Below are 21,508 nucleotides of genomic sequence, written 5' to 3'. Positions count from 1 at the left end.
GACCAGCCCCCTGTGGCAAGGGCTGGCGCGTCGGAAACGGATCGGATCATGTCGTCCATGGACATGGATCGCCGCCGCTTCAATCGCACACTCCATCGCAAATAATCCTGCTGTACTTCAGCTTTGCGTCGCCATAACAACGATTAGCCACTTTCACCGGCCACACGCACTGGCCATGAGGACTTACACGATGGACGTCACCGCAACTCTGAGTCTGGGCGATCCACTGGAACCTGCACGCAAGGCGACTGCCGAGATGCTGCAGAGCCGCGAGCGTACCTTCTCGCTGCCACAGCCGTTTTACTGCGACGAACGCCTGTTCCAGATCGACATGGAAGAGATCTTCCAGAAGGAATGGCTGATCGCCGGGATGACCTGTGAAATTCCGGCCAAGGGCAATTTCCTCACCCTGCAGATCGGCAAGAACCCGATCCTCGTGGTGCGTGGCGCCGAAGGCCAGGTGCATGCCTTCCATAACGTCTGTCGTCATCGTGGTTCGCGCCTGTGCACCAGCGACAAAGGCAAAGTCGCCAAGCTGGTGTGCCATTACCACCAGTGGACCTACGAGCTCGATGGTCGCCTGCTGTTCGCCGGCACCGAAATGGGCGCCGATTTCGACATGAAGCAGTACGGGCTCAAGCCGGTGCAGGTGAAAACCGCAGGCGGCTATATCTTTATCAGCCTGGCCGAGAACCCACCGGCGATCGATGACTTCCTCTCCACCCTGGCCCATTACATGGAGCCCTACGACATGGAAAACACCAAGGTGGCGGTGCAAACCACCTTGATGGAAAAGGCCAACTGGAAGCTGGTGCTGGAAAACAACCGCGAGTGCTACCACTGCAGTGGTTCCCACCCGGAACTGTTGAAAACCCTGCTGGAGTGGGACGACGTGACCGACCCACGGGCTGACCAGGCGTTCAAAGACCACGTCGCGGCCTCGGCGGCGGCCTGGGACGCAGAAAAGATCCCCTACGCCCACGCCAGCTTCGGCCTGCGCAACCGCATCGTGCGCATGCCTTTGCTCAAAGGCACGGTGTCGATGACCCTGGATGGCAAGCAGGGCTGCCAGAAGCTCATGGGCCGGATCAAGAACCCCGACCTGGGCTCGATGCGCATCCTGCACCTGCCGCATTCGTGGAACCACTGCATGGGCGATCACATGATCGTCTTCACCGTGTGGCCGATCAGTGCCCAGGAAACCATGGTCACCACCAAGTGGCTGGTACACAAGGATGCCGTTGAAGGCGTGGACTACGACCCGCAGCGCATGCGCCAGGTGTGGGACGCCACCAACGACCAGGACCGGCGCCTGGCCGAAGAGAACCAGCGCGGCATCAACTCCACCGCGTACCAGCCGGGGCCGTATTCCAAGACCTACGAGTTTGGCGTGGTGAACTTCATCGACTGGTACAGCGAGCGCATGCTGAACAACCTGGGGGCAGCGCCTGCGCCATACCTCAAAGGCGTGGCTTCACAGTAGGAGCGGGCTTGCCCCGCGAAACAATGTAACTGACAAACCCAATCGCGGGGCAAGCCCGCTCCCACCTGGAATTGCAGACTCTGTGGGAGCGGGCTTGCCCCGCGATGCAATGTGACTGACAAACCACAATCGCGGGGCAAGCCCGCTCCCACCTGGAATTGCAAACTCTGTGGGAGCGGGCTTGCCCCGCGATGCGATGGGACTGGCAAACCACAATCGCAGGGCAATCACCTGGTTAAATATTGACCAACCCGCGCAATCCCCCGGCCCTGCTGGCCGCGTCCATACAGCAAACACTTTATCCACAGGACGGCCCACAGCTAATGTGGGCAAGTCACTGTTTTTCCGAGCAAAAATTATTGATCAATATTTGATCAATTCTCTGTAACCCTTTAAACACAAGGCTCACAGCGGAAGGCAAACACCTTATCCACAAAGACGCCAACAGACTTTGTGTGCAAAAGTCCTGACGGTGGAAAACCACTGTGGATAACGCCTCAGCATGCATAAAAACCGGGCGTCGAAGGGGATAAATGCACCAATTGAGCGTTTTTTGATCAAACCTGTGCAGCCCTTATTGCACGTGGCCTGCAGCCATAGGCGAACATATTATCCACAGAGCCGCCAACAGCGATTGTGGGCAATCTCAGCCCAGTCGTTCAGAGAAAAGCTCGAAAATTCCGTCACTTAGCCTGATCATTTTTTGACCATAACGCCGAAAGGCACGCAGTGCGTGCCTTGTAGCCATACACAAACACTTTATCCACAGATCGGCCAACAGAGTTTGTGAGCAACTGCTCAGCGCAGCACGCCCTCTTCTACCAACAGCTTGAGGATGGCTTCGGCGCCGGCTTGCGGGCTGACATCCTTGAGCACTTGTCCACCGCCGCCACTGGCCTTGGCGGTGGCGGCTTTCATGCGGTCAGCACCGCTTTTGGCCTTGATCACTTTCAACCGCTTGGGGCGCGGCTTGGCGGCTTGCAGCTCGGCGCTTGTGAATAACTCGTCTTCGACAACCTGCACCTGACGCGCAGCCAGTACCCCGCGCCGCGCCGGGCCAAACGCGCTCTGCCGCGGCTTGGGCGCGGCGTTATCCACCGTTGCCAGCAACGGCAAGCGCACCTTGAGGCGACGCCGCTGGCCACGCGGCAGCGCCTGCAGCACCTGGGCCACGCCGTTGTGGATAGATTCCACTTCGGCCAGGCCCACCACCAGCGGCCAACCCAAACGCTCAGCCAACAAGAACGGCAGCATGCCGGAACCTTCACCAGTTTCCGCCTGGCTTCCGGTGAGCACCAACTGGGCACCGGCGTCGCGTAGATAATCCCCAAGTACTCCCAGCGCATCGGCACCGTAAGGCTGTTCAAGCACATCCAGTTGTTCCAGGCCCATGCCCAGATAAGCGCGTAAGGCAGGCTCCTGGGGATCACCGGCGTGCAACACCTGCAAGTTATCCCCAGCCAGCTGAAGGCCCAGTTCCACCGCCCGCGCGTCCTGCTCGGCACGCCGGGTGCGGCCTGAGGTGGGATGGGCACCGATTGAAACCAGACTAATGACCTTGGTGTTCATAGTTGTCCCTGCCTTATGCCGCGTCGCGTTTGGCGTCGTTGCGGTAGTTTTCCACAGCCTCGATCAGCGCCTGCAGAATCGCACTGCTGTCACCGATCACCGACAAATCGGCGCGTTTGATCATGTCGCAGCCGGGGTCCATGTTGATCGCCACCACCTTGTCGCAGGCGCCAATGCCCTGCAGGTGCTGGATCGCCCCGGAGATACCCACAGCCACATACACCCGCGCCGTCACCCAGGTACCGGTAGCGCCAACCTGACGGTTGCGCGGCATGAAGCCGTCATCAACCGCCACCCGCGAAGCGCCTTCGGTGGCGCCGAGGGCCACGGTGGCACGGTGGAACAACGGCCAGTCCTTGACGCCATTGCCCCCGGAGACAATGAACTCGGCTTCGGCCATGGCAATCGCAGCCGGGTCCACTGCCACCGGGCCGAGGTCTTCGATGCGTGACAGGCTTCGCGCTGCCGCTGTGGATAACTGCTCAGGCAAGGCTTCGTGACGGGTTTCACTGACCGGCTCGGCGCATTCGGCGGCTGCCAGAATCAACCGTGGCAGGCCGCGAATCAGGTCTTGCTGGCCGGCACCGGCACGTCCGCTGCACTGCCCATCGTTGACCTGCCAGACCCTTGTCGCTGGCCGTTCATTGATCGCCGCCGCAAAGCGCCGGCCCAACTCGCCGCCACCGCTGCGGCTGTCGGGTAATAGCCAGTGACGCGGGTTGAACTGGTTATCCACAGCGCGTAAACCCTGCACCCACTGCTCCGGCGCATAACCGCTGAACTCATCGCCTTCGATGACCAGCAGGCGATCCACCCCGGCTGTGGAAAAGTTGCTTTCCTTGTGCTCGCCAAACACCACAGCCAACACCGCACCATCGCTGCCCGCCAGGCTATGCGCCAGGCCGAGCAGGTCGCGGTCATGGCTGCCCAGGCGGCCACCGACCATGTCCGGGACAACGGCGATGTAGAACGCGGGTTGCGCCACTTGATGCAGCGGCAGTTCCACCGCCTGCGCGGCGCTGCGCTTGTTGCTGGTGCCCTGCTGGGCCCCGCTACGGTCGATACGCTTGATGCCGTGGGGGCCGATGAAGCCAACGCCATGGGGATTCTTGCGAATGATGCCGTTGGGGCCCATCCAGCTGTGCTGTTGATTCTGTTGCATGGCGGCGTGCAGGGGATGCAGGCGGTTGCGGGCAATCCACTCGGCGCGTGGGTCACGGCGAATAATGTCGCTCATCAGTGCACCTCCGCAGGTTCACGCTTGCTTGGCGCGGTCTTATTCGCTAGCGTCTGCTCTTCAAGCAGGGCGTCGGCCACCAGTTCGGCCAAGTCTTTGATCAATGGACGCGGCTCAACCACACCTTCGAGCATTGCCGTGCACTGTGGACAACCCACCGCCACCAGCTCGGCGGCTGTCTCGCGGATGTCGTCCATGCGCATGTCGGGAATCCGCTGCTTGCCGGGAATGTCGGTAATCGGCGCGCCGCCGCCACCGCCGCAGCAGCGGGAGCGGAAGCCCGAACGTTGCATCTCCTTGACCTCGATGCCCAGGGCCCGTAGCACATCGCGCGGCGCCTCGTACTCGCCGTTGTAGCGGCCCAGGTAGCACGGGTCGTGATAGGTAACGCTGCCCCCTTTGTGCTGGCCCAGGCTCAAGGCACCCGCGGCAATCAGCTCGGCGATGTAGGTGCTGTGGTGCTGCACCCGGTACTCGCCACCGAAGGCGGCGTATTCGTTCTTCAGCACATGGAAGCTGTGCGGGTCGCAGGTGACGATACGTTTGAAGCTGTACTTGGCCATGCTCTGAATATTGCGCTTGGCCAGGTGCTGGAAAGTCGCCTCATCACCCAAGCGCCGCGCCACATCGCCACTGTCGCGCTCTTCCAGGCCGAGCACGGCAAAGTCCACCTGCGCGGCCTTGAGCACTTTGACGAAGGCCCTAAGGGTGCGTTGGTTGCGCATGTCGAAGGCACCGTCACCGACCCAGAACAGCACGTCGGTGGTTTGGCACTCGCTGAGCAGTTTCAGGTTCAGGTCTGCGGCCCAGTTCATCCGCCCGCCAGGGGCAAAGCCGCCCGGGTTGTCGGTGGCGATCAGGTTATCCAGCACCTCGGCGCCTTTGTTCGGCGTGGCGCCTTTTTCCAGGGTCAGGTGGCGGCGCATATCAACGATGGCATCGACGTGCTCGATCATCATCGGGCACTCTTCCACGCAAGCGCGGCAGGTGGTGCACGACCACAGGGTTTCGGCATCGACCAGGCCGTTGACGATCGGCTGGTGCGGGTTGCCGCCATGTTCGCCAATCGGCTTGCCCGGGTAAGGGCTGCCGGCAAACTTGGCATCAGTGCCGCCAGCCAGGCCAACGACCATGTCCTGAATCAGCTTTTTCGGATTGAGCGGTTGCCCGGCTGCGAATGCCGGGCAGGCGGCCTCGCACTTGCCGCACTGCACGCAGGCATCGAAGCCGAGCAGTTGGTTCCAGGTGAAGTCCTTGGGTTTCTCGACCCCCAGCAGCGCTTGCGGGTCTTCCAGGTCCAGCGGCTTGAGGCCGGTGGAACGGCCACCGCCGAAGCGTTCGGCGCGGCGGTGCCAGGCCAGGTGCAGCGCCCCGGCGAAGGCGTGCTTCATCGGCCCGCCCCAGGTCATGCCGAAGAACAGCTCGGACACGCCCCACAGCACACCAACGCCCAGCAGGGCCACCAGCAGCCAACCGCCAAAGCCTTCAGGCAGGATGCCGGCAACCGGCAAAGTGGCGATGAAGAAGGTACTGGCGAACACCAGCAAGCTTTTCGGCAGGCGCATCCACGGCCCTTTGGACAGGCGCGAAGGAGGATCGAGGCGGCGTTTGTAGACGAACACGGCACCGGCAAACATCAGCACGGTGGCGAACAGCAAGGCATAGGCCAGGATGCTGCTGTGCACGCCAAAACCGTGCACCACAATCGCCAAGACCGCCGCCAGAACAAAGCCACCGGCGGTAGCGACGTGGGTGTTGGCCATGTATTTGTCGCGGGCGACCACATGGTGCAGGTCAACCATATAACGTCGCGGCATCGCCAGCAGGCCGCCGAGCAGATCGACCTGAGAGGGCCGGCCTTGGCGCCACATCCGCACGCGCCGCAGCGCGCCGAGGACCGCCAGGCCCAGGGCGGCGAACAGCAGGATGGGGATCAGGGTATTCAACATGGGAAGCTCCCACACAATTTGGAGATACATCCACTGTGGGAGCGGGCTTGCCCCGCGATAGCGGTGTGTCAGCTGCTGCGCTATCGCGGGGCAAGCCCGCTCCTACCGAGAGGGATCAGAAGTCCTTGCACAGGCGCAGGGCGTCGTAGATCGCCGCATGGGTGTTGCGCTGAGCCACGCAGTCGCCGATGCGATACAGCAAGTAGCCTTCGCCCGCCTGACCAAGGATCGGCTGCGGCTGGATCGCGAACAGTGCCTCGACATCGATCTGGCCTTTGTTGCGCGAACCTTCCTTGAGCCCGTAGTACAGCGCTTCGTCTGGACGCACGCCGTTCTCGATCACCACCTGGTCAACCACCCGCTCCTCTTTGGCGCCGGTGTATTCGTTCTCCAGCACCGCCACCAGCTTGTCACCCTCGCGATAGACCTTCTCCAGCGCCAGGTCGCCGGTCATGATCACTTCCTTGGGGTACATGCTGCGGTAGTAGGTCGGGAATGAGGTGCCACCAATGGCCACGCCCGGTTTGATGTCGTCGGTAACGATCTCGACCTGGCTGCCTTTGTCGGCAATGAAGTCGGCCACCGACATGCCGGTGAACTCGCAAATGGTGTCGTACACCAGCACGTTCTTGCCCGGCGCCACCTTGCCGTCGAGCACATCCCAGCTGCTGACCACCAGGCCTTCGGCCGCGCCCCAGTGCTCGTTCTGCTCGAGGAACGGATGGCCACCCACCGCCAGTACGATCACATCCGGGCGCAGGTCTTTGATGGTGTCGATATCCGCGGCGGTACCCAGGCGCAGGTCTACCTTCAGGCGCGCCAGTTCCAGCTGATACCAGCGGGTGATACCGGCAATCTGGTCGCGCTGCGGAGCCTTGGCGGCGATGCTGATCTGACCGCCAATGGCGTCTTTCTTCTCGAACAGGGTGACGTCGTGGCCACGCTCGGCCGAAACCCGCGCCGCTTCCATCCCGGCAGGGCCTGCACCGACCACCACCACTTTGCGCTTGGGCCCGGTGGATTTTTCGATGATGTGCGGCACGCCCATGTATTCACGAGACGTCGCCGCGTTCTGGATGCACAGCACATCCAGGCCCTGGTACTGGCGGTCGATGCAGTAGTTGGCCCCGACGCACTGCTTGATCTGATCGACCTGGCCCATTTTGATCTTGGCGATCAGGTGCGGGTCGGCGATATGTGCGCGGGTCATGCCGACCATATCGACATAGCCACCTTCCAGAATACGCGTGGCCTGGTTCGGGTCTTTGATGTTCTGCGCGTGCAGCACCGGAACCTTCACCACTTCCTTGATACCGGCGGCCAGGTGCAGGAACGGCTCCGGTGGATAACTCATGTTGGGGATAACGTTGGCCAGGGTGTTGTGGGTATCGCACCCCGAACCGATCACCCCGAAGAAATCGAGCATGCCGGTGGCGTCGTAATACTTGGCGATCTCCTTCATGTCCTCATGGCTGAGGCCATCGGGGTGGAACTCGTCGCCGCAGATGCGCATGCCGACGCAAAAGTCCGGGCCCACTTCGGCACGCACGGCCTTGAGCACTTCCAGGCCGAACTTCATCCGCCCCTCGAAAGTACCGCCCCATTCATCGGTGCGTTTGTTGACCCGTGGGCTCCAGAACTGGTCGATCATGTGCTGGTGCACCGCCGACAGCTCCACACCGTCCAGACCGCCTTCTTTGGCGCGGCGCGCGGCTTGCGCATAGTTGCCGATCACCCGCCAGATCTCCTCCGGCTCGATGGTTTTGCAGGTGGCGCGGTGGACCGGTTCACGAATCCCCGAAGGTGACATCAGGGTTGGCCAGTTGAAGCCGTCCCAGCGTGAACGACGCCCCATGTGGGTAATCTGGATCATGATCTTGGCGCCGTGCTTGTGCATGGCGTCGGCAAGGTTCTGAAAGTGCGGGATGATCCGGTCCGTGGACAGGTTCACCGACGCCCACCACTCCTGCGGGCTGTCGATCGCCACCACTGAAGAACCGCCGCAGATGGCCAGGCCCAGACCACCCTTGGCCTTCTCTTCGTAATACTTCACATAGCGGTCGGTGGTCATGCCGCCGTCGGTGGCGTACACCTCGGCGTGGGCGGTGCTGAGCACGCGGTTGCGGATGGTCAGTTTGCCGATCTGGATCGGCTGGAACATTGCTTCGAACGCCATGGCGAGATCCTCGACTTACAGCGGCTTGACGATGAACAGGCCGTCGTCGTGGCCTTCTTCCGAACCGCCGTACACCTGCTCGGCGACCGTGCGAATCGCGCTGCCACGCGCGGCGAGGATCTGGTCCATGGCCCCGGCGAACCAGCCGGTGAACATGTAATCGACCTTGCGCCCGACCTTGCCGTACACGTAGACGAACGCCGAGTGTTCCAGCTTGACGCTGGCGGTGCCTTTCTCCAGGTCGATGTCCTGGATCTTGAACAGGCCCCAACCGCGTTGCGACAAGCGCTTCATGTAGTGCTCAAACACCGCCACACCTTCCAGACCGTGGCATTCAGCCTCTTTCTCGCACCAGTGCCAGGCCGACTTGTAACCCGCCTTGTAGAGGATTTCGGCATAGGCATCGGCGCCCAGCACTTCCTCGATGCCGATATGGTTGTTGACGAAGAAATGCCGCGGCACATACAGCATCGGCAGGGCGTCGGAGGTCCAGACACCGGTCTCGCTGTCGACTTCGATTGGCAATTGCGGGGCGATCTTGGCCATGGAAACTCAACTCCATAAAAATTTGATTGATGGCCCCGGCGTTGCTGGCCGGGGCTGGACAGGCGTGGAGAGCGGCGTTATTCGCCCCAGACACTCTTGAGCACGTTGACCCAGTTCTCGCCCATGATCTTGCGCACCACGCGTTCGCTATGCCCGCGCCGCAGCAGGGTTTCGGTGAGGTTGGGGAACTCGCCCACGGTGCGGATGCCCAGCGGGTTGATGATCTTGCCGAAGCTGGTCAGGCGCCGGGCGTAGCCCTTGTCGTGGGTCAGGTACTCGAAAAAGTCCTGACCGTGACCCTGGGTGAAGTCGGTGCCGATGCCGATCGCATCTTCACCAACGATGTTCATGGTGTATTCGATCGCTTCGGCGTAGTCGTCGATGGTCGAGTCGATGCCTTTGGCCAGGAACGGCGCAAACATGGTCACGCCGACAAAGCCGCCGTGCTCGGCAATGAACTTCAGTTCTGCATCAGACTTGTTGCGCGGGTGCTCTTTAAGCCCGGAGGGCAGGCAGTGGGAGTAGCACACCGGTTTTTTCGATTCGAGGATCACTTCTTCAGAGGTTTTCGAACCGACATGCGAGAGGTCGCACATGATCCCCACGCGGTTCATCTCGGCAACGATTTCGCGACCGAAGCCCGACAGGCCGCCGTCACGCTCGTAGCAACCGGTGCCCACCAGGTTCTGGGTGTTGTAGCACATCTGCACGATACCGACGCCAAGCTGCTTGAACACCTCGACATAGCCGATCTGGTCTTCAAACGCGTGGGCATTCTGAAAGCCGAAGAGGATGCCGGTTTTGCCCAGTTCCTTGGCCTTGCGGATGTCGGCGGTGGTACGCACCGGCATCACCAGGTCAGCGTTTTCACGGATCAGCTTCTGGCTGGCGGCAATGTTGTTGACCGTGGCCTGAAAGCCCTCCCAGACCGACACCGTGCAGTTGGCAGCGGTCAGGCCACCCTTGCGCATGTCCTCGAACAGCTCGCGGTTCCATTTGGCAATGATCAGCCCGTCGATAACGATGCTGTCGGCGTGTAACTCGGCTGGGCTCATCAGGCTGTCCCCTTTTTTGATGTTACCTGCGCCGAATCGTCTGTCGGCGCTTTGGGGCCAGCATATGCCTAGGGGCCAGGTCGCCCAGATGCAAAAACGACAGGGGAATTGCCGAAAGCGTCAAAGCGCGACAAAGGGTCGGCGTAAGTTTCATTCGGAAGCGCCGGAGCTTGCAGCTACCCTGTTCTTTGCCGTGGCGCTGAGCGAGAATCGGCGCCGCTGTTCCCACCGGTTTAGGAGAATGTCGCAGATGAGATCAATGGTTGGCTTGACCCTGCTGTTACTGGCATTCGGTGCCGTTGCCGAAGAAGAGGAAAGCACGCCGTGCGATAACGTCGAAACCGACCAGCAAACCTACGAATGCGCGAAGTACAGCCGCCAGACCGCCGAGCGCGAACTGGATGCCGCCTTCAACGACCAGCTTGAGCGTATCAAAGAGCAATACAACGGCCAGACCGCGCAAATTGACGACCTGAGCAGGCGACTGCGCGACGCCCAAGCCCTCTGGAAACAACTGCGCGATGCCGACTGCAAGGTCGAAACTTTTGCCGAAAAGCCCGGCAGCAAGGCCTTCGAGACAGCACAGAACACCTGCCTGGCACAGCGCAGCGATGATCGCTCGGAGTACCTGCAGTCACTGGGGCTGCAATAAGGCCACGCCACAGCGTCTGCACCAATGGAAAAGCGTGCTGCTGAACACGCCCATCGGTTTTCTCCACAGTGCGTTTCAAGCCACCCATCTTCGGGTCGGCTGTAAAACTCACATGAAGGAAACAGACAAATGGGCACTAGCATTACTCAAGCAGACATGGACAAAGCGATCGCCGCACTGAAAAAAGAAGGCGAAGATCGCGTAATCATGGTCGCTGAAACGGTGTGCATCTTCGCCGCCGATGTCCCTGCCGGTATTGCCGAGGACGTGCTGCAAGGCATGCGCCTGATGAGCATCTCGGCGAACAAAAAGTTCAACAAGGAAACCCAGCAGCGCGAATGGTACAACTTCTACAATGAAGGCCTGGCCAAGTTCGGCTGGACCCTCACCGGTGCCGCCCACGTTGAAGAAGCCATCGATAAAGAAGACTTCACCCCGGCAACCCTGACCGCACATCTGGTCACCGTCAGCCTGGGCCACAAGCATCGCCTGTCGGGCTGCGTTAATCGCGCCCTGCAAATTTCCATCCAGAAGCCAAAAGCGCGCGAACTGATGGAACAGAGCAGCCTGGGCGTTACCGGCAAATCGAGCACCATCCAGGTTGCTGCCTGTGAGATGTCGCCACAAGGCCTGCCGATCATGCACATGACCAGCGTACAGTTGAGCTACGACAAAACCGAGAAGGCTGAAGGCTCGATGGGCCGCAAGATCGATAAGTCCAACACCAAGGTCTACCGTGCGTCGCAGCAAGGTACCTTCAGTGTTCGTCATTTCGACGCCCTGCGTAAGCCTGTACTGGACAAACTGGTCGGCCAGGCACTCAACTTCCTCGACATGAACGAGTAATAACATAGCCAGGCGTCAGTTGACTGGCGCCTGGCCTTAAGCTCTGCAACGGAAGGCGGCAAGACCATGACCAACCAAACTTCTACACACACAACACAAGATTTGCCCTCTACGCAGCTTTTCTCTTCGCCTCTGTCGATGCTGAAAAATACCGTCATGCCCAGCATTACGGCAGAGCATATTTTTCAATGCCTGCGTTTGGCGCAGCTTCAAGCCAATACTCAATACTCCAGGGAAAAGCATGCCAAACAGTGGTTTTCCAGCGTCCTGGAGACCTTGGAGGCGCTTGGCTTCAAGCTGTTTGAACATACCCGACGGCACATCCCCTATACCCCTACGCAAGCGGTACTGAAAGATGTCTTTGACGGTTGGTTGCCAGCACCACAAGCCAAGAACTTGCGCTTCAAGGCAGTGGCACAGGAAGTCATCAATTCACTGCATGCCGAGCACGAAGCGCAGTACCGGCATTACAGCACCTCTACGCACCTGAACGTCACCCTCGACTCGGACGACGGCGAAACCTTTGTGGCGATTCTGTTCCATGTGCTGTGCACCCAAGATCCAAACGCCCCGAAGACACAACTGATACTGGAACTTGACCACCTGGGAGCCGAGTTCAGTGCTGCTGCATTTGCCACCCATAGCGACCATATAGATGCCCGGATCAAAGTATTGGCCAATCTCGATCAGTTCCTGGCCTGACTCAAGAGACACGCATCATCTGCCGCTCCTCCCTCGGGCACTTGCCAAAGTGGCGCTTGTAACGCCGGGTGAAATACGACGGCAGCTCGAAGCCACAGGCCAGGCTGACCTGTGTGACGCTCATGTCCGTCTGGGCCAACAATTGCCGGGCTTTCTCCAGGCGCAAAACCAAGTAGAAATTGCTCGGCGTATCGTCCAGGTACAGGCGGAACAGGCGCTCCAGTTGCCGGCGGGTAACCATCACCTTCGACGCCAGCTCCAGGGTGCTCAGCGGCATCTCGGTGCACTGTTCCATTTCACCGATGACCTGCACCAGTTTGCGGTTGCTGATGCCGTAGCGTGAGGCAATCTGCATGCGCTGGTGATCCCGGCGCTCGCGTATTCGGCCCAGCACGAACTGCTCCGAGACCTTTACCGCCAGCTCACTGCCGTGCGCCTGGGCGATCAGGTCGAGCATCAGGTCGATCGAAGCCGTACCACCGGCGCAGGTGATGCGGCGCCGGTCGATTTCAAACAACTCCTGAATCACCTCAAGGCGGGGATAGCGCTCTTTGAAGGCTTCCAGCGCCTCCCAGTGCAGCGTGGCCCGATGGCCATCGAGCAAGCCCGCCTCGGCCAGCACCATCGCCCCGGTATCGATCCCGCCGAGTATCACCCCGTCGTGATCGAGGCGACGCAACGCCTGCTGCAACCGCGGGCCAAAACACGCCAGCGGCTCAAAGCCAGCGACCACCAACAACAGGCTGGCGCCCTGGCTGTCTGCCAGCGCGCCATCGGCATTGACCGACATGCCATTGCTAGCCTGCACCGGGCCGCCATCCAGGCTCAGCACACGCCAGCGATACAGCTCGCCACTGAAGCGGTTGGCCACCCGCAGCGGCTCGACTGCCGAAATGAAACCCATGGCAGAGAACCCCGGCAAGAGCAAAAACTGGATGGATTGCGGCATCGGCTGCACCCTCTTTGGCTGGTCGCCTGTGTGCTAGTTATGGTCGCCTCCGTGCGCATTTAAAGCGTGATTCCAGCGTAGCGTGTATTCACGGTCCGCAGAGACCGGCCTATAACAATACGCCCTGCCGTTGGAGAGCCATCATGCACAGCTTGATCCGCCGCAGTCTGCTATCCCTTGCCCTTAGCGCGTCCCTCACCTCCCCGCTGTTCGCTGCAGAACCTGCTGTTTGCCAGAAAGTACGCCTTGGCGTGGTCAACTGGACCGATGTGATCGCCACCAGTGCCATGACGCAAGTGCTACTCGACGGCCTGGGCTACACCACCAAGCAAACCAGTGCCTCGCAGCAAATCATCTTCGCCGGCATTCGCGACCAGCGCCTGGACATGTTCCTTGGCTACTGGAACCCGATCATGACCCAGACCATCACCCCGTTTATCGATGCCAAACAGGTCAAGGTTCTTGATCAACCGAGCCTGGACGACGCCCGGGCGACCCTCGCCGTGCCCAAGTACCTGGCCGACAAAGGCCTGAAAACCTTCGCCGACATCGCCAAATTCGAAAAAGAGCTGGGTGGCAAGATCTACGGTATCGAGCCGGGTTCCGGCGCCAATACCCAGATCAAAGCGATGATCAGCAAGAACCAGTTCGGTCTGGGCAAGTTCCAGCTGGTCGAATCCAGTGAAGCCGGGATGCTCGCTGCCGTGGATCGTGCGGTGCGGCGCAAACAGGCCGTGGTGTTCTTCGGCTGGGCGCCCCACCCAATGAACGTCAATATCGACATGGCCTACCTCAGTGGCAGCGAAGACGCCCTGGGCCCGGACGAAGGCCGCGCCACCGTGTGGACCGTCACCGCCCCCGACTATGCCGAACGCTGCCCGAACGCCAGCCGTCTGCTGAGCAACCTGAAGTTCAGCGCCGAAGACGAGAGCCGCATGATGCAGCCGCTGCTCGAACACAAAGATGCCCTGCAATCGGCCCGCCAGTGGCTGATCGATCATCCCGAAGACAAGGCGCGCTGGTTAGAAGGGGTGACCACCTTTGACGGCAAGCCTGCTGCCGAAAACCTCAAGCTGACTGCCAACTGACAGACCGCATCGCGGGGCAAGCCCGCTCCCACCGGGACCATTTAGCCCCACCGGTGGGAGCGGGCTTGCCCCGCGAAGGCCCCAACACGCCCAAAGGAAACCGCACATGAACCACGACGTCATCATCACCTGCGCCTTGACCGGCGCTGGCGACACCGCCAGCAAGAGCCACCTGGTCCCGGTCACCCCGAAACAAATCGCCGACGCAGCCGTGGAAGCGGCAAAAGCCGGCGCCACCGTGGTCCACTGCCATGTCCGCGACCCGCAAACCGGGCGTTTCAGCCGCGATGTAGCGCTGTACCGGGAAGTGATGGAGCGTATCCGCGAATCCGACGTGGACATCATCGTCAACCTCACCGCCGGGATGGGCGGCGACCTGGAAATCGGCCCCGGCGAAACGCCGCTGGAATTCGGCGCCGGTACCGACCTGATCGGCCCGCTGGAGCGTTTGGCCCACGTTGAAGCCCTGCTGCCGGAAATCTGCACCCTGGACTGCGGCACGCTCAATTTCGGCGATGGCAACAGCATCTATGTGTCGACCCCGGCGCAACTGCGGGCAGGCGCCCGGCGCATCACCGAGCTGGGAGTCAAAGCCGAACTGGAAATCTTCGACACCGGTCACCTGTGGTTCGCCAAACAGATGATCAAAGAAGGCCTGCTCGACGATCCCCTATTCCAGCTGTGCCTGGGCATTCCCTGGGGCGCGCCAGCCGACACCGCCACCATGAAAGCCATGGTCGACAACCTGCCAGCAGGTGTCACCTGGGCCGGTTTCGGCATTGGCCGCATGCAGATGCCCATGGCTGCACAAGCCGTGCTGCTCGGTGGCAACGTGCGCGTCGGCCTGGAAGACAACCTGTACCTGGACAAGGGCGTACTGGCCAGCAACGGCCAGTTGGTGGAACGCGCCAGCGAAATCCTCAGCCGCCTTGGCGCACGGGTGCTGACCCCGGCCGAAGGCCGCGCAAAAATGAACCTGACCCGTCGCTGAGCACTGGAGAACACCATGACCTTTATCACCGAGATCAAGACGTTCGCCGCGCTGGGCAGTGGCGTAATCGGCAGTGGCTGGGTGGCACGTGCTCTGGCGCACGGCCTGGATGTGGTGGCCTGGGACCCGGCACCCGGCGCTGAAGAAGCATTGCGCAAACGCATCGCCAACGCCTGGCCAGCCTTGGAAAAACAGGGCCTGGCACCTGGCGCCGCGCAGAACCGGCTACGCTTTGTCAGCAGCATCGAAGCCTGTGTTGGCGATGCCGATTTCATCCAGGAGAGCGCCCCAGAGCGCCTCGACCTCAAGCTCGACCTGCACCGCAAAATCAGCGCCGCCGCCAAACCCGATGCGCTGATCGCTTCCAGCACCTCCGGCCTGCTCCCCAGCGAGTTCTATGAGTCGGCGACCCACCCTGAACGCTGCGTGGTCGGTCACCCATTCAACCCGGTGTACCTGCTGCCGCTGGTGGAAATCGTCGGCAGCAACAAAACCTCAGCGCACGCCATCGAGGCAGCAAAAACGGTGTACAGCGCCTTGGGCATGCGGCCGCTGCATGTCCGCAAGGAAGTCCCCGGCTTTATCGCCGACCGCCTGCTCGAAGCGTTGTGGCGCGAAGCGCTGCATCTGGTCAACGACGGCGTGGCAAGCACCGGTGAAATCGACGATGCCATTCGCTTCGGTGCGGGTTTGCGCTGGTCGTTCATGGGCACCTTCCTGACCTATACCCTGGCCGGGGGCAATGCCGGCATGCGCCACTTCATGGCTCAGTTCGGCCCCGCGCTGCAGTTGCCCTGGACCTACCTGCCAGCGCCGGAATTGACCGACGGCTTGATCGACGCCGTGGTCGAAGGCACCCGTGAGCAGTTGGGCGACCGTAGCATCAGCGCGCTGGAGCGCTATCGTGATGATTGCCTGTTGGCCGTGCTGGATGCGGTGAAAACCACCAAAGCCAAACATGGCATGACGTTCAGCGACTGAATGGAGCCCCGCAATGCCTGCACTGACCACCTATCAAACCCCAGTCCAAGAGGACTGGGTCGACTACAACGGGCATCTGCGCGATGCCTTCTACCTGCTGATTTTCAGCTACGCCACCGATGCCTTCATGGACCGCATCGGCCTGGACAGCGACAACCGCAGTGCCAGTGGCAATTCGCTGTTCACCCTGGAGTGTCACCTGAACTACCTGCATGAGGTAAAGCTTGGTACGCAGGTCTGGGTGCAGACGCAGGTCATCGGTTTTGATCGCAAACGCCTGCACCTGTACCACAGCCTGCACCGTGAAGGTTTTGATGAAGCGTTGGCGGCCAGTGAGCAGATGCTGCTGCATGTGGACCTGGCCGGGCCGCGCTCGGCACCGTTCACGCCTGAGGTTGCGGCGCGCTTGCAGAGAGTTGTTGATGAGCAGGGTGATTTGCCAGCGCCTGAGTTTGTTGGGCGGGTGATCGGGTTGCCGCGCTGATCGCGGGGCAAGCCCGCTCCTACTGGCGTATTTACCCGAAAACGACCTGTTCTTAGGTAAAGCAGCCATTGCGACATTCAGGCCTTGCCGCCCTGCCCCAGTGCCCACAGAATCGACTGCGATCACACCTGCAAACAAGGACAACAGCCATGATGCATGCGGATTTGATTGATCAAGACGACCTGCTGGGCCAATTGCGCGCCCTGGGTTTCGAGATGCCAGCCGACGCCAGCGCCGAACAAGCCTGCGAATACGCGGTGCGGGGGTTGAGCGAGCCACGGGCCAAGGCCCTGAAAGGCATGGTCGAGCAGATGTATACCGGCAATGCGACCATTTTGCCTGCTGTGCGCCAGGCCATCGAACAGCAGTTGCTGCCGGCATTGGCGCAGTTTAAGAATCGTTAAAAGCATCGCGGGGCAAGCCCGCTCCTACGGTAGGAGCGGGCTTGCCCCGCGATCCGCTATCTACAGCCTCACACTGGCAAACGTCGACTCATTGCGCGCCTGGCTCAACGCCGACATCGGCCCCGCCAGCGGCGACAGCACCATGGCCTGTGGAATCGGCATCATCGCCACCTGTTGTGCAGTGTTCGAACCCACACGCTCATCACGCGGTGGAATGCCGAAGTACTCGCGGTAGCACTTGGAGAAGTGCGGGGTGGATACGAAGCCGCACACCGAGGCCACTTCAATGATCGACATCGGCGTTTGCTTGAGCAGTTGCCGGGCTCGAATCAGGCGCAGTTTCAGGTAATAGCGCGACGGTGAGCAGTGCAGGTACTTCTGGAACAACCGCTCAAGCTGGCGACGAGACACCGACACATACACCGCCAGTTCATCCAGGTCGATCGGCTCCTCCAGGTTGGCCTCCATCAGCGCAACGATTTCCTGCAACTTCGGCTGGTTGGTCCCGAGCATATGCTTGAGCGGCACACGCTGGTGATCCTGCTCGTTGCGAATGCGCTCATAGACAAACATCTCGGAAATCGCTGCAGACAGCTCCCGGCCATGATCGCGGCTGATCAGGTGCAGCATCATGTCCAGCGGTGCGGTACCGCCGGAACTGGTAAAGCGGTTACGGTCGAGGGTGAATAACCGGGTACTCATGCTCACCCGCGGGAAGGCTTCCTGCATCGCTGCCAGGCATTCCCAATGCACGCTGCAATCGAAGCCGTCAAGCAAACCGGCGCAAGCCAGCGCCCAACTGCCGGTGCACACCGCACCCAAACGCCGCGACTGACGCGCCTGGCTCTGCAGCCAGGTGACGTGCTCGCGGGTCACAGTGCGTTGAATGCCGATACCGCCGCAAACAATCACCGTGTCCATCGGCGGTGCCTTGTGCATCGCCGCATCGGGGGTGATCTGCAAGCCGTCGCTGGCCCACACCTGCCCGCCATCCACACTCAAGGTACTCCAGCGATACAGCTCTCTGCCGGACAGCTGGTTGGCCATGCGCAGCGGCTCTACAGCTGAGGCCAGGGAGATGAGGGTGAAGTTATCCAGCAACAGAAAGCCGATGGATTGGGGTGTGCGGTTTTGGGTTGGGGTCCCGGAGTTGTACGACGTCATCGCGGTATCTCCTCACACAATGCAGGGTGCGCCTCAGGCAGGCACGGGCTTTTTTTCTCACGGCCCCGATTCGTATGCAGGGGCTTTGCCAATCACAACGCAAATGCCATGCCGGAAATTGAATGGGTATTCAATAAAACCCAAAAACGACGTCGCGCTGCGTCTATATGGCAATTGCTACAGCGTAGTGCCTTTAGCGAAAACCAGCGTGCTAGCGCCACTGCATCGGTGAGCTGAGCAATTCGGTAGCACTTGTGGGAAGGATGCCCAGAAGCGACATAAACAAGTGTCACCCCAGGCGCCATTTCCCGGGGTAACAGCTGTTTAACGATGTAGGATCTGACCGCGCGCTAAAAGGTGGCACGCGTGCGCATTAACGGCGCAACGTGCGCTCAACACTCGATGGCGTTGACCGCCAGGCCGCCGCGCGAGGTCTCTTTGTACTTGTCGTGCATGTCAGCCCCGGTGTCACGCATGGTGCGAATCACCCGGTCGAGCGAGATGAAGTGCTCGCCGTCGCCACGCAGTGCCATCTGTGCAGCGTTGATCGCCTTCACCGCCGCAATGGCGTTGCGTTCAATGCACGGCACCTGAACCAACCCGCCAACCGGGTCGCAGGTGAGGCCGAGGTTATGTTCAAGACCGATCTCGGCAGCGTTTTCCAGCTGTGCCGGCGTGGCGCCCAGCACTTCGGCCAGGCCTGCGGCAGCCATCGCACAGGCTGAACCCACCTCGCCTTGGCATCCAACCTCTGCCCCCGAGATCGACGCATTCTTCTTGCACAGAATGCCCACCGCCGCCGCGCCGAGAAAGAAGTCGACCACACAGGCTTCACTGACTTCGTCGCTAAAGCGCATGTAGTAATGCAGCACAGCAGGAATGATCCCGGCCGCGCCATTGGTAGGTGCAGTAACCATGCGCCCGCCTGCGGCGTTCTCTTCATTGACCGCCAGCGCATACAGGTTGACCCACTCCATCGCACTCAGTGTCGAGCCGATCACATTGGGTTTGTTCAGCTCCTGCAGGCTGCGGTAGAGCTTCGCTGCCCGACGCTTCACATTCAGCCCGCCAGGCAGAATACCTTCGTATTTAAGGCCGTTTTCGACACAGGCCTGCATGGCCTGCCAGAGCTTGAGCAAGCCGGCACGAATCTCCGCTTCGCTGCGCCAGACCTTCTCGTTTTCCAGCATCAGTTGCGACACGCGCATGTCGTTTTCCCGGCACAACGCCAACAGCTCCACCGCGCTGTTGAAATCGTACGGCAGCACGGTGTTGTCAGCGTCTAGCACACCGCTTGCAGCCTGGGCGGCATCGACCACAAAGCCGCCGCCGACCGAATAGTAGGTATCGCGGTGCAGCTCGCCTGCCGCACTCTCGGCGATCAGGGTCATGGCATTGGGGTGATAGGGCAGGTTCTCGTCGAGCAGACGCATATCGCGCGCCCAGACAAACCCGACAGCCAGTCGGCCATCGAGCAGCAACGTGTCTGTTTCGCGCAGGGCGGCAATGCGCGGGGCGATATTCGCGGGGTCGATTGCGTCGGGCCATTCGCCCATCAGGCCCATGATCACCGCATTGTCGCTACCGTGGCCGATGCCAGTGGCCGAGAGCGAGCCGTACAAGCGCACTTCAATGCGCCGGACCTGCTCAAGCTCCCCGCGCTCACGCAGCCCCTGGACGAACAATGCCGCCGCTCGCATGGGCCCGACGGTATGTGAGCTGGATGGACCGACGCCGATCTTGAACAGGTCGAACACGCTGATGGCCATGCCACCTACCTCCTGATTGAGCAGCCACCCGCCCGCCAAGCCAAGGGCGTTGCAACTGCTACGCTAAATAGGCGGCAATCCGCCGAATTCGCGCATCATCAGGCTTTTAACCGGACGTTTGACGTCTGCAACCGACGCGCTCTTGCCCAGCAACGCCGCCAGCTGTCACGCGCATTCCTGCGCCGTTTTTTTGCGGTGCAGAGCCAGCAAAACTGTGTTTACAGGGCAATAAAAACCTGTAAACGACCTCACCGACACTGGATGCGACCCTGTCTGTACTGGATACGACGCACCCTGTAGGCGTTTGATTTTCGCTGTTAGATGATCGGTATCGACTCGATTGCACGGCACCCGTCCCGCTATCGCCAGATAGCCCGGCCCGACCGACTGCAAACCATAAAGCACGGCGGTCCCGTGGGACATCCGAGAAAAAACATCAGGAGTCCATCGTATGAAAGCTTCACCGTCGCTCTTGCTCGCAGCGCTACTGAGCATGCCGCTGCTGGCCCAGGCCGCCGAACCCGAGCAGTGTCATACCGTCAACTTCTCCGATGTCGGCTGGACCGACATCACCGTCACCACGGCCATGACCAGCGTTGTCTTGCAGTCGCTGGGCTACAAAACCAAGACCACCATGATTTCTGTGCCGATGACCTACAAGTCGCTGGCCGACGGCAAGAACATGGACGTGTTCCTCGGCAACTGGATGCCGACCATGGAAAACGACATCAAGCAGTACCGCGATGCCGGCACGGTGGAAACCGTACGGGCCAACCTTGAGAACGCCAAGTACACCCTGGCGGTGCCCCAGGCCCTGTATGACAAAGGCCTGAAAACCTTTGCCGACATTCCCAAGTTCAAGAAAGAGCTGGACGGCAAGATCTACGGTATCGAACCCGGCAACGACGGTAACCGCACCATCCAGAGCATGATCGACAAGAACGCCTTCGGCCTCAAAGACGCTGGCTTCAAGGTGGTCGAGTCCAGCGAAGCGGGCATGCTTTCGCAGGTTGAACGGGCGCAGCGCCGCGACACCGCAGTGGTGTTCCTCGGTTGGGAACCGCACCCGATGAACACCCGCTTCAAGATGAAATACCTGGACGGCGGCGATGACTTCTTCGGCCCCGAATATGGCAAGGCCACGGTACTCACCAACACCCGCAAGGGCTACGTTCAGGAATGCAGCAACGTGGGGCAGCTGCTGAAAAACCTGTCGTTCACCCTGGACATGGAAAGCACCCTGATGGGCAACGTTCTGGACGACAAGATGAAGCCCGATGCAGCCGCCAAAGCCTGGCTGAAAAAGAACCCTCAGGTACTCGATACCTGGCTGGCCGGAGTCACCACCGTTGATGGCAAACCAGGCCTGGAGGCGGCCAAAGCCAAACTCACGCAGTAAGCACCACCTGCGGCGGGTTCGCCCGCCGCAGGCTGTCTTCAATCTTTTGCAGGTGGACGCTCGC

General features: G+C 60.8%; 19 protein-coding genes. 10 read left to right on the top strand and 9 right to left on the bottom strand.

The genetic code is table 11. From position 1 onward, the window contains the following. Positions 1-190 precede the first annotated feature (190 nt). A complete protein-coding gene (gene gbcA / locus ACP6KB_RS01620; protein ID WP_442111629.1) occupies positions 191-1,483 on the top strand; it encodes a glycine-betaine demethylase subunit GbcA in 1,293 nt (430 codons plus the stop codon). A 798-nt stretch (positions 1,484-2,281) separates the two neighbouring features. Here the strand turns inward: gbcA and etfB are convergent. The 6 genes from etfB to ACP6KB_RS01590 all read right to left on the bottom strand — a co-directional run bounded on the left by etfB (position 2,282) and on the right by ACP6KB_RS01590 (position 10,015). Next, positions 2,282-3,052: an electron transfer flavoprotein subunit beta gene (gene etfB / locus ACP6KB_RS01615; RefSeq protein WP_442111627.1), complete on the bottom strand. Its 771-nt coding sequence runs from the start codon at positions 3,050-3,052 to the stop codon at positions 2,282-2,284. Positions 3,053-3,065: 13 nt separating this feature from the next. Beyond that, positions 3,066-4,289 carry an electron transfer flavoprotein subunit alpha gene (gene etfA / locus ACP6KB_RS01610; RefSeq protein ID WP_442111625.1) on the bottom strand — a complete coding sequence of 408 codons (1,224 nt, stop codon included), beginning with the start codon at positions 4,287-4,289 and terminating at the stop codon, positions 3,066-3,068. After that, positions 4,289-6,238 (bottom strand): dimethylglycine demethylation protein DgcB, encoded by a 1,950-nt coding sequence (dgcB, locus tag ACP6KB_RS01605; protein WP_442111623.1) that lies wholly within the window; start codon positions 6,236-6,238, stop codon positions 4,289-4,291. Before dgcB ends, etfA begins: the two co-directional genes overlap by 1 nt. A 115-nt stretch (positions 6,239-6,353) precedes the next feature. Next, positions 6,354-8,414 (bottom strand): dimethylglycine demethylation protein DgcA, encoded by a 2,061-nt coding sequence (gene dgcA, locus ACP6KB_RS01600; protein WP_442111621.1) that lies wholly within the window; start codon positions 8,412-8,414, stop codon positions 6,354-6,356. Between the two features lie 15 nt (positions 8,415-8,429). Continuing rightward, the gene (locus ACP6KB_RS01595) at positions 8,430-8,960 is read right to left on the bottom strand and encodes a DUF5943 domain-containing protein (protein WP_442111619.1); all 531 of its coding nucleotides are present in this window, start codon (positions 8,958-8,960) and stop codon (positions 8,430-8,432) included. Positions 8,961-9,037: 77 nt separating this feature from the next. Beyond that, on the bottom strand, positions 9,038-10,015 hold the full coding sequence (locus ACP6KB_RS01590; RefSeq protein ID WP_442111617.1) for a dipeptidase: 978 nt from the start codon (positions 10,013-10,015) through the stop codon (positions 9,038-9,040). A 250-nt stretch (positions 10,016-10,265) separates the two neighbouring features. Here ACP6KB_RS01590 and ACP6KB_RS01585 point away from each other — a divergent pair, with 250 nt between their 5' ends. The 3 genes from ACP6KB_RS01585 to ACP6KB_RS01575 all read left to right on the top strand — a co-directional run bounded on the left by ACP6KB_RS01585 (position 10,266) and on the right by ACP6KB_RS01575 (position 12,215). Continuing rightward, positions 10,266-10,667, top strand: a complete 402-nt coding sequence (locus tag ACP6KB_RS01585) for a lysozyme inhibitor LprI family protein (protein ID WP_442111615.1) — start codon at positions 10,266-10,268, stop codon at positions 10,665-10,667. A 129-nt stretch (positions 10,668-10,796) separates the two neighbouring features. Continuing rightward, complete coding sequence (locus ACP6KB_RS01580) at positions 10,797-11,513, top strand: hypothetical protein (protein WP_442111613.1); 717 nt, start codon at positions 10,797-10,799, stop codon at positions 11,511-11,513. A 66-nt stretch (positions 11,514-11,579) separates the two neighbouring features. Next, the gene (locus ACP6KB_RS01575; protein WP_442111611.1) at positions 11,580-12,215 is read left to right on the top strand and encodes a hypothetical protein; all 636 of its coding nucleotides are present in this window, start codon (positions 11,580-11,582) and stop codon (positions 12,213-12,215) included. 1 nt (position 12,216) lies between these two features. On the opposite strand, the gene ACP6KB_RS01570 is transcribed toward ACP6KB_RS01575, so the two are convergent. Beyond that, positions 12,217-13,164 (bottom strand): GlxA family transcriptional regulator, encoded by a 948-nt coding sequence (locus ACP6KB_RS01570; protein WP_442111609.1) that lies wholly within the window; start codon positions 13,162-13,164, stop codon positions 12,217-12,219. Between the two features lie 143 nt (positions 13,165-13,307). On the opposite strand from ACP6KB_RS01570, the gene choX reads away from it, so the two are divergent. The 5 genes from choX to ACP6KB_RS01545 all read left to right on the top strand — a co-directional run bounded on the left by choX (position 13,308) and on the right by ACP6KB_RS01545 (position 17,112). Beyond that, entirely contained in the window at positions 13,308-14,252 is a 945-nt protein-coding gene (gene choX / locus ACP6KB_RS01565) for a choline ABC transporter substrate-binding protein (protein ID WP_442111607.1), read from the top strand. A gap of 106 nt (positions 14,253-14,358) precedes the next feature. Continuing rightward, positions 14,359-15,243: a 3-keto-5-aminohexanoate cleavage protein gene (locus ACP6KB_RS01560; RefSeq protein ID WP_442111605.1), complete on the top strand. Its 885-nt coding sequence runs from the start codon at positions 14,359-14,361 to the stop codon at positions 15,241-15,243. A gap of 15 nt (positions 15,244-15,258) precedes the next feature. Further along, complete coding sequence (locus ACP6KB_RS01555; protein WP_442111603.1) at positions 15,259-16,224, top strand: L-carnitine dehydrogenase; 966 nt, start codon at positions 15,259-15,261, stop codon at positions 16,222-16,224. Positions 16,225-16,237: 13 nt separating this feature from the next. Continuing rightward, positions 16,238-16,708, top strand: a complete 471-nt coding sequence (locus ACP6KB_RS01550; protein ID WP_442111601.1) for a thioesterase family protein — start codon at positions 16,238-16,240, stop codon at positions 16,706-16,708. Positions 16,709-16,857: 149 nt separating this feature from the next. Beyond that, positions 16,858-17,112 (top strand): hypothetical protein, encoded by a 255-nt coding sequence (locus ACP6KB_RS01545; protein ID WP_442111599.1) that lies wholly within the window; start codon positions 16,858-16,860, stop codon positions 17,110-17,112. Positions 17,113-17,172: 60 nt separating this feature from the next. Here ACP6KB_RS01545 and ACP6KB_RS01540 read toward each other — a convergent pair whose 3' ends face one another. Both ACP6KB_RS01540 and ACP6KB_RS01535 read right to left on the bottom strand, forming a co-directional pair. Continuing rightward, entirely contained in the window at positions 17,173-18,276 is a 1,104-nt protein-coding gene (locus ACP6KB_RS01540; protein ID WP_442111597.1) for a GlxA family transcriptional regulator, read from the bottom strand. Positions 18,277-18,668: 392 nt separating this feature from the next. Next, complete coding sequence (locus ACP6KB_RS01535) at positions 18,669-20,045, bottom strand: L-serine ammonia-lyase (protein WP_442111595.1); 1,377 nt, start codon at positions 20,043-20,045, stop codon at positions 18,669-18,671. A 451-nt stretch (positions 20,046-20,496) separates the two neighbouring features. On the opposite strand from ACP6KB_RS01535, the gene ACP6KB_RS01530 reads away from it, so the two are divergent. Further along, complete coding sequence (locus ACP6KB_RS01530; protein WP_442111593.1) at positions 20,497-21,444, top strand: choline ABC transporter substrate-binding protein; 948 nt, start codon at positions 20,497-20,499, stop codon at positions 21,442-21,444. Positions 21,445-21,508 lie beyond the last annotated feature (64 nt).

It is taken from the genome of Pseudomonas sp. NUPR-001 (genome assembly GCF_052147955.1).
Lineage (GTDB): Bacteria > Pseudomonadota > Gammaproteobacteria > Pseudomonadales > Pseudomonadaceae > Aquipseudomonas.
This window is presented reverse-complemented; position numbering and strand designations above follow the sequence as displayed.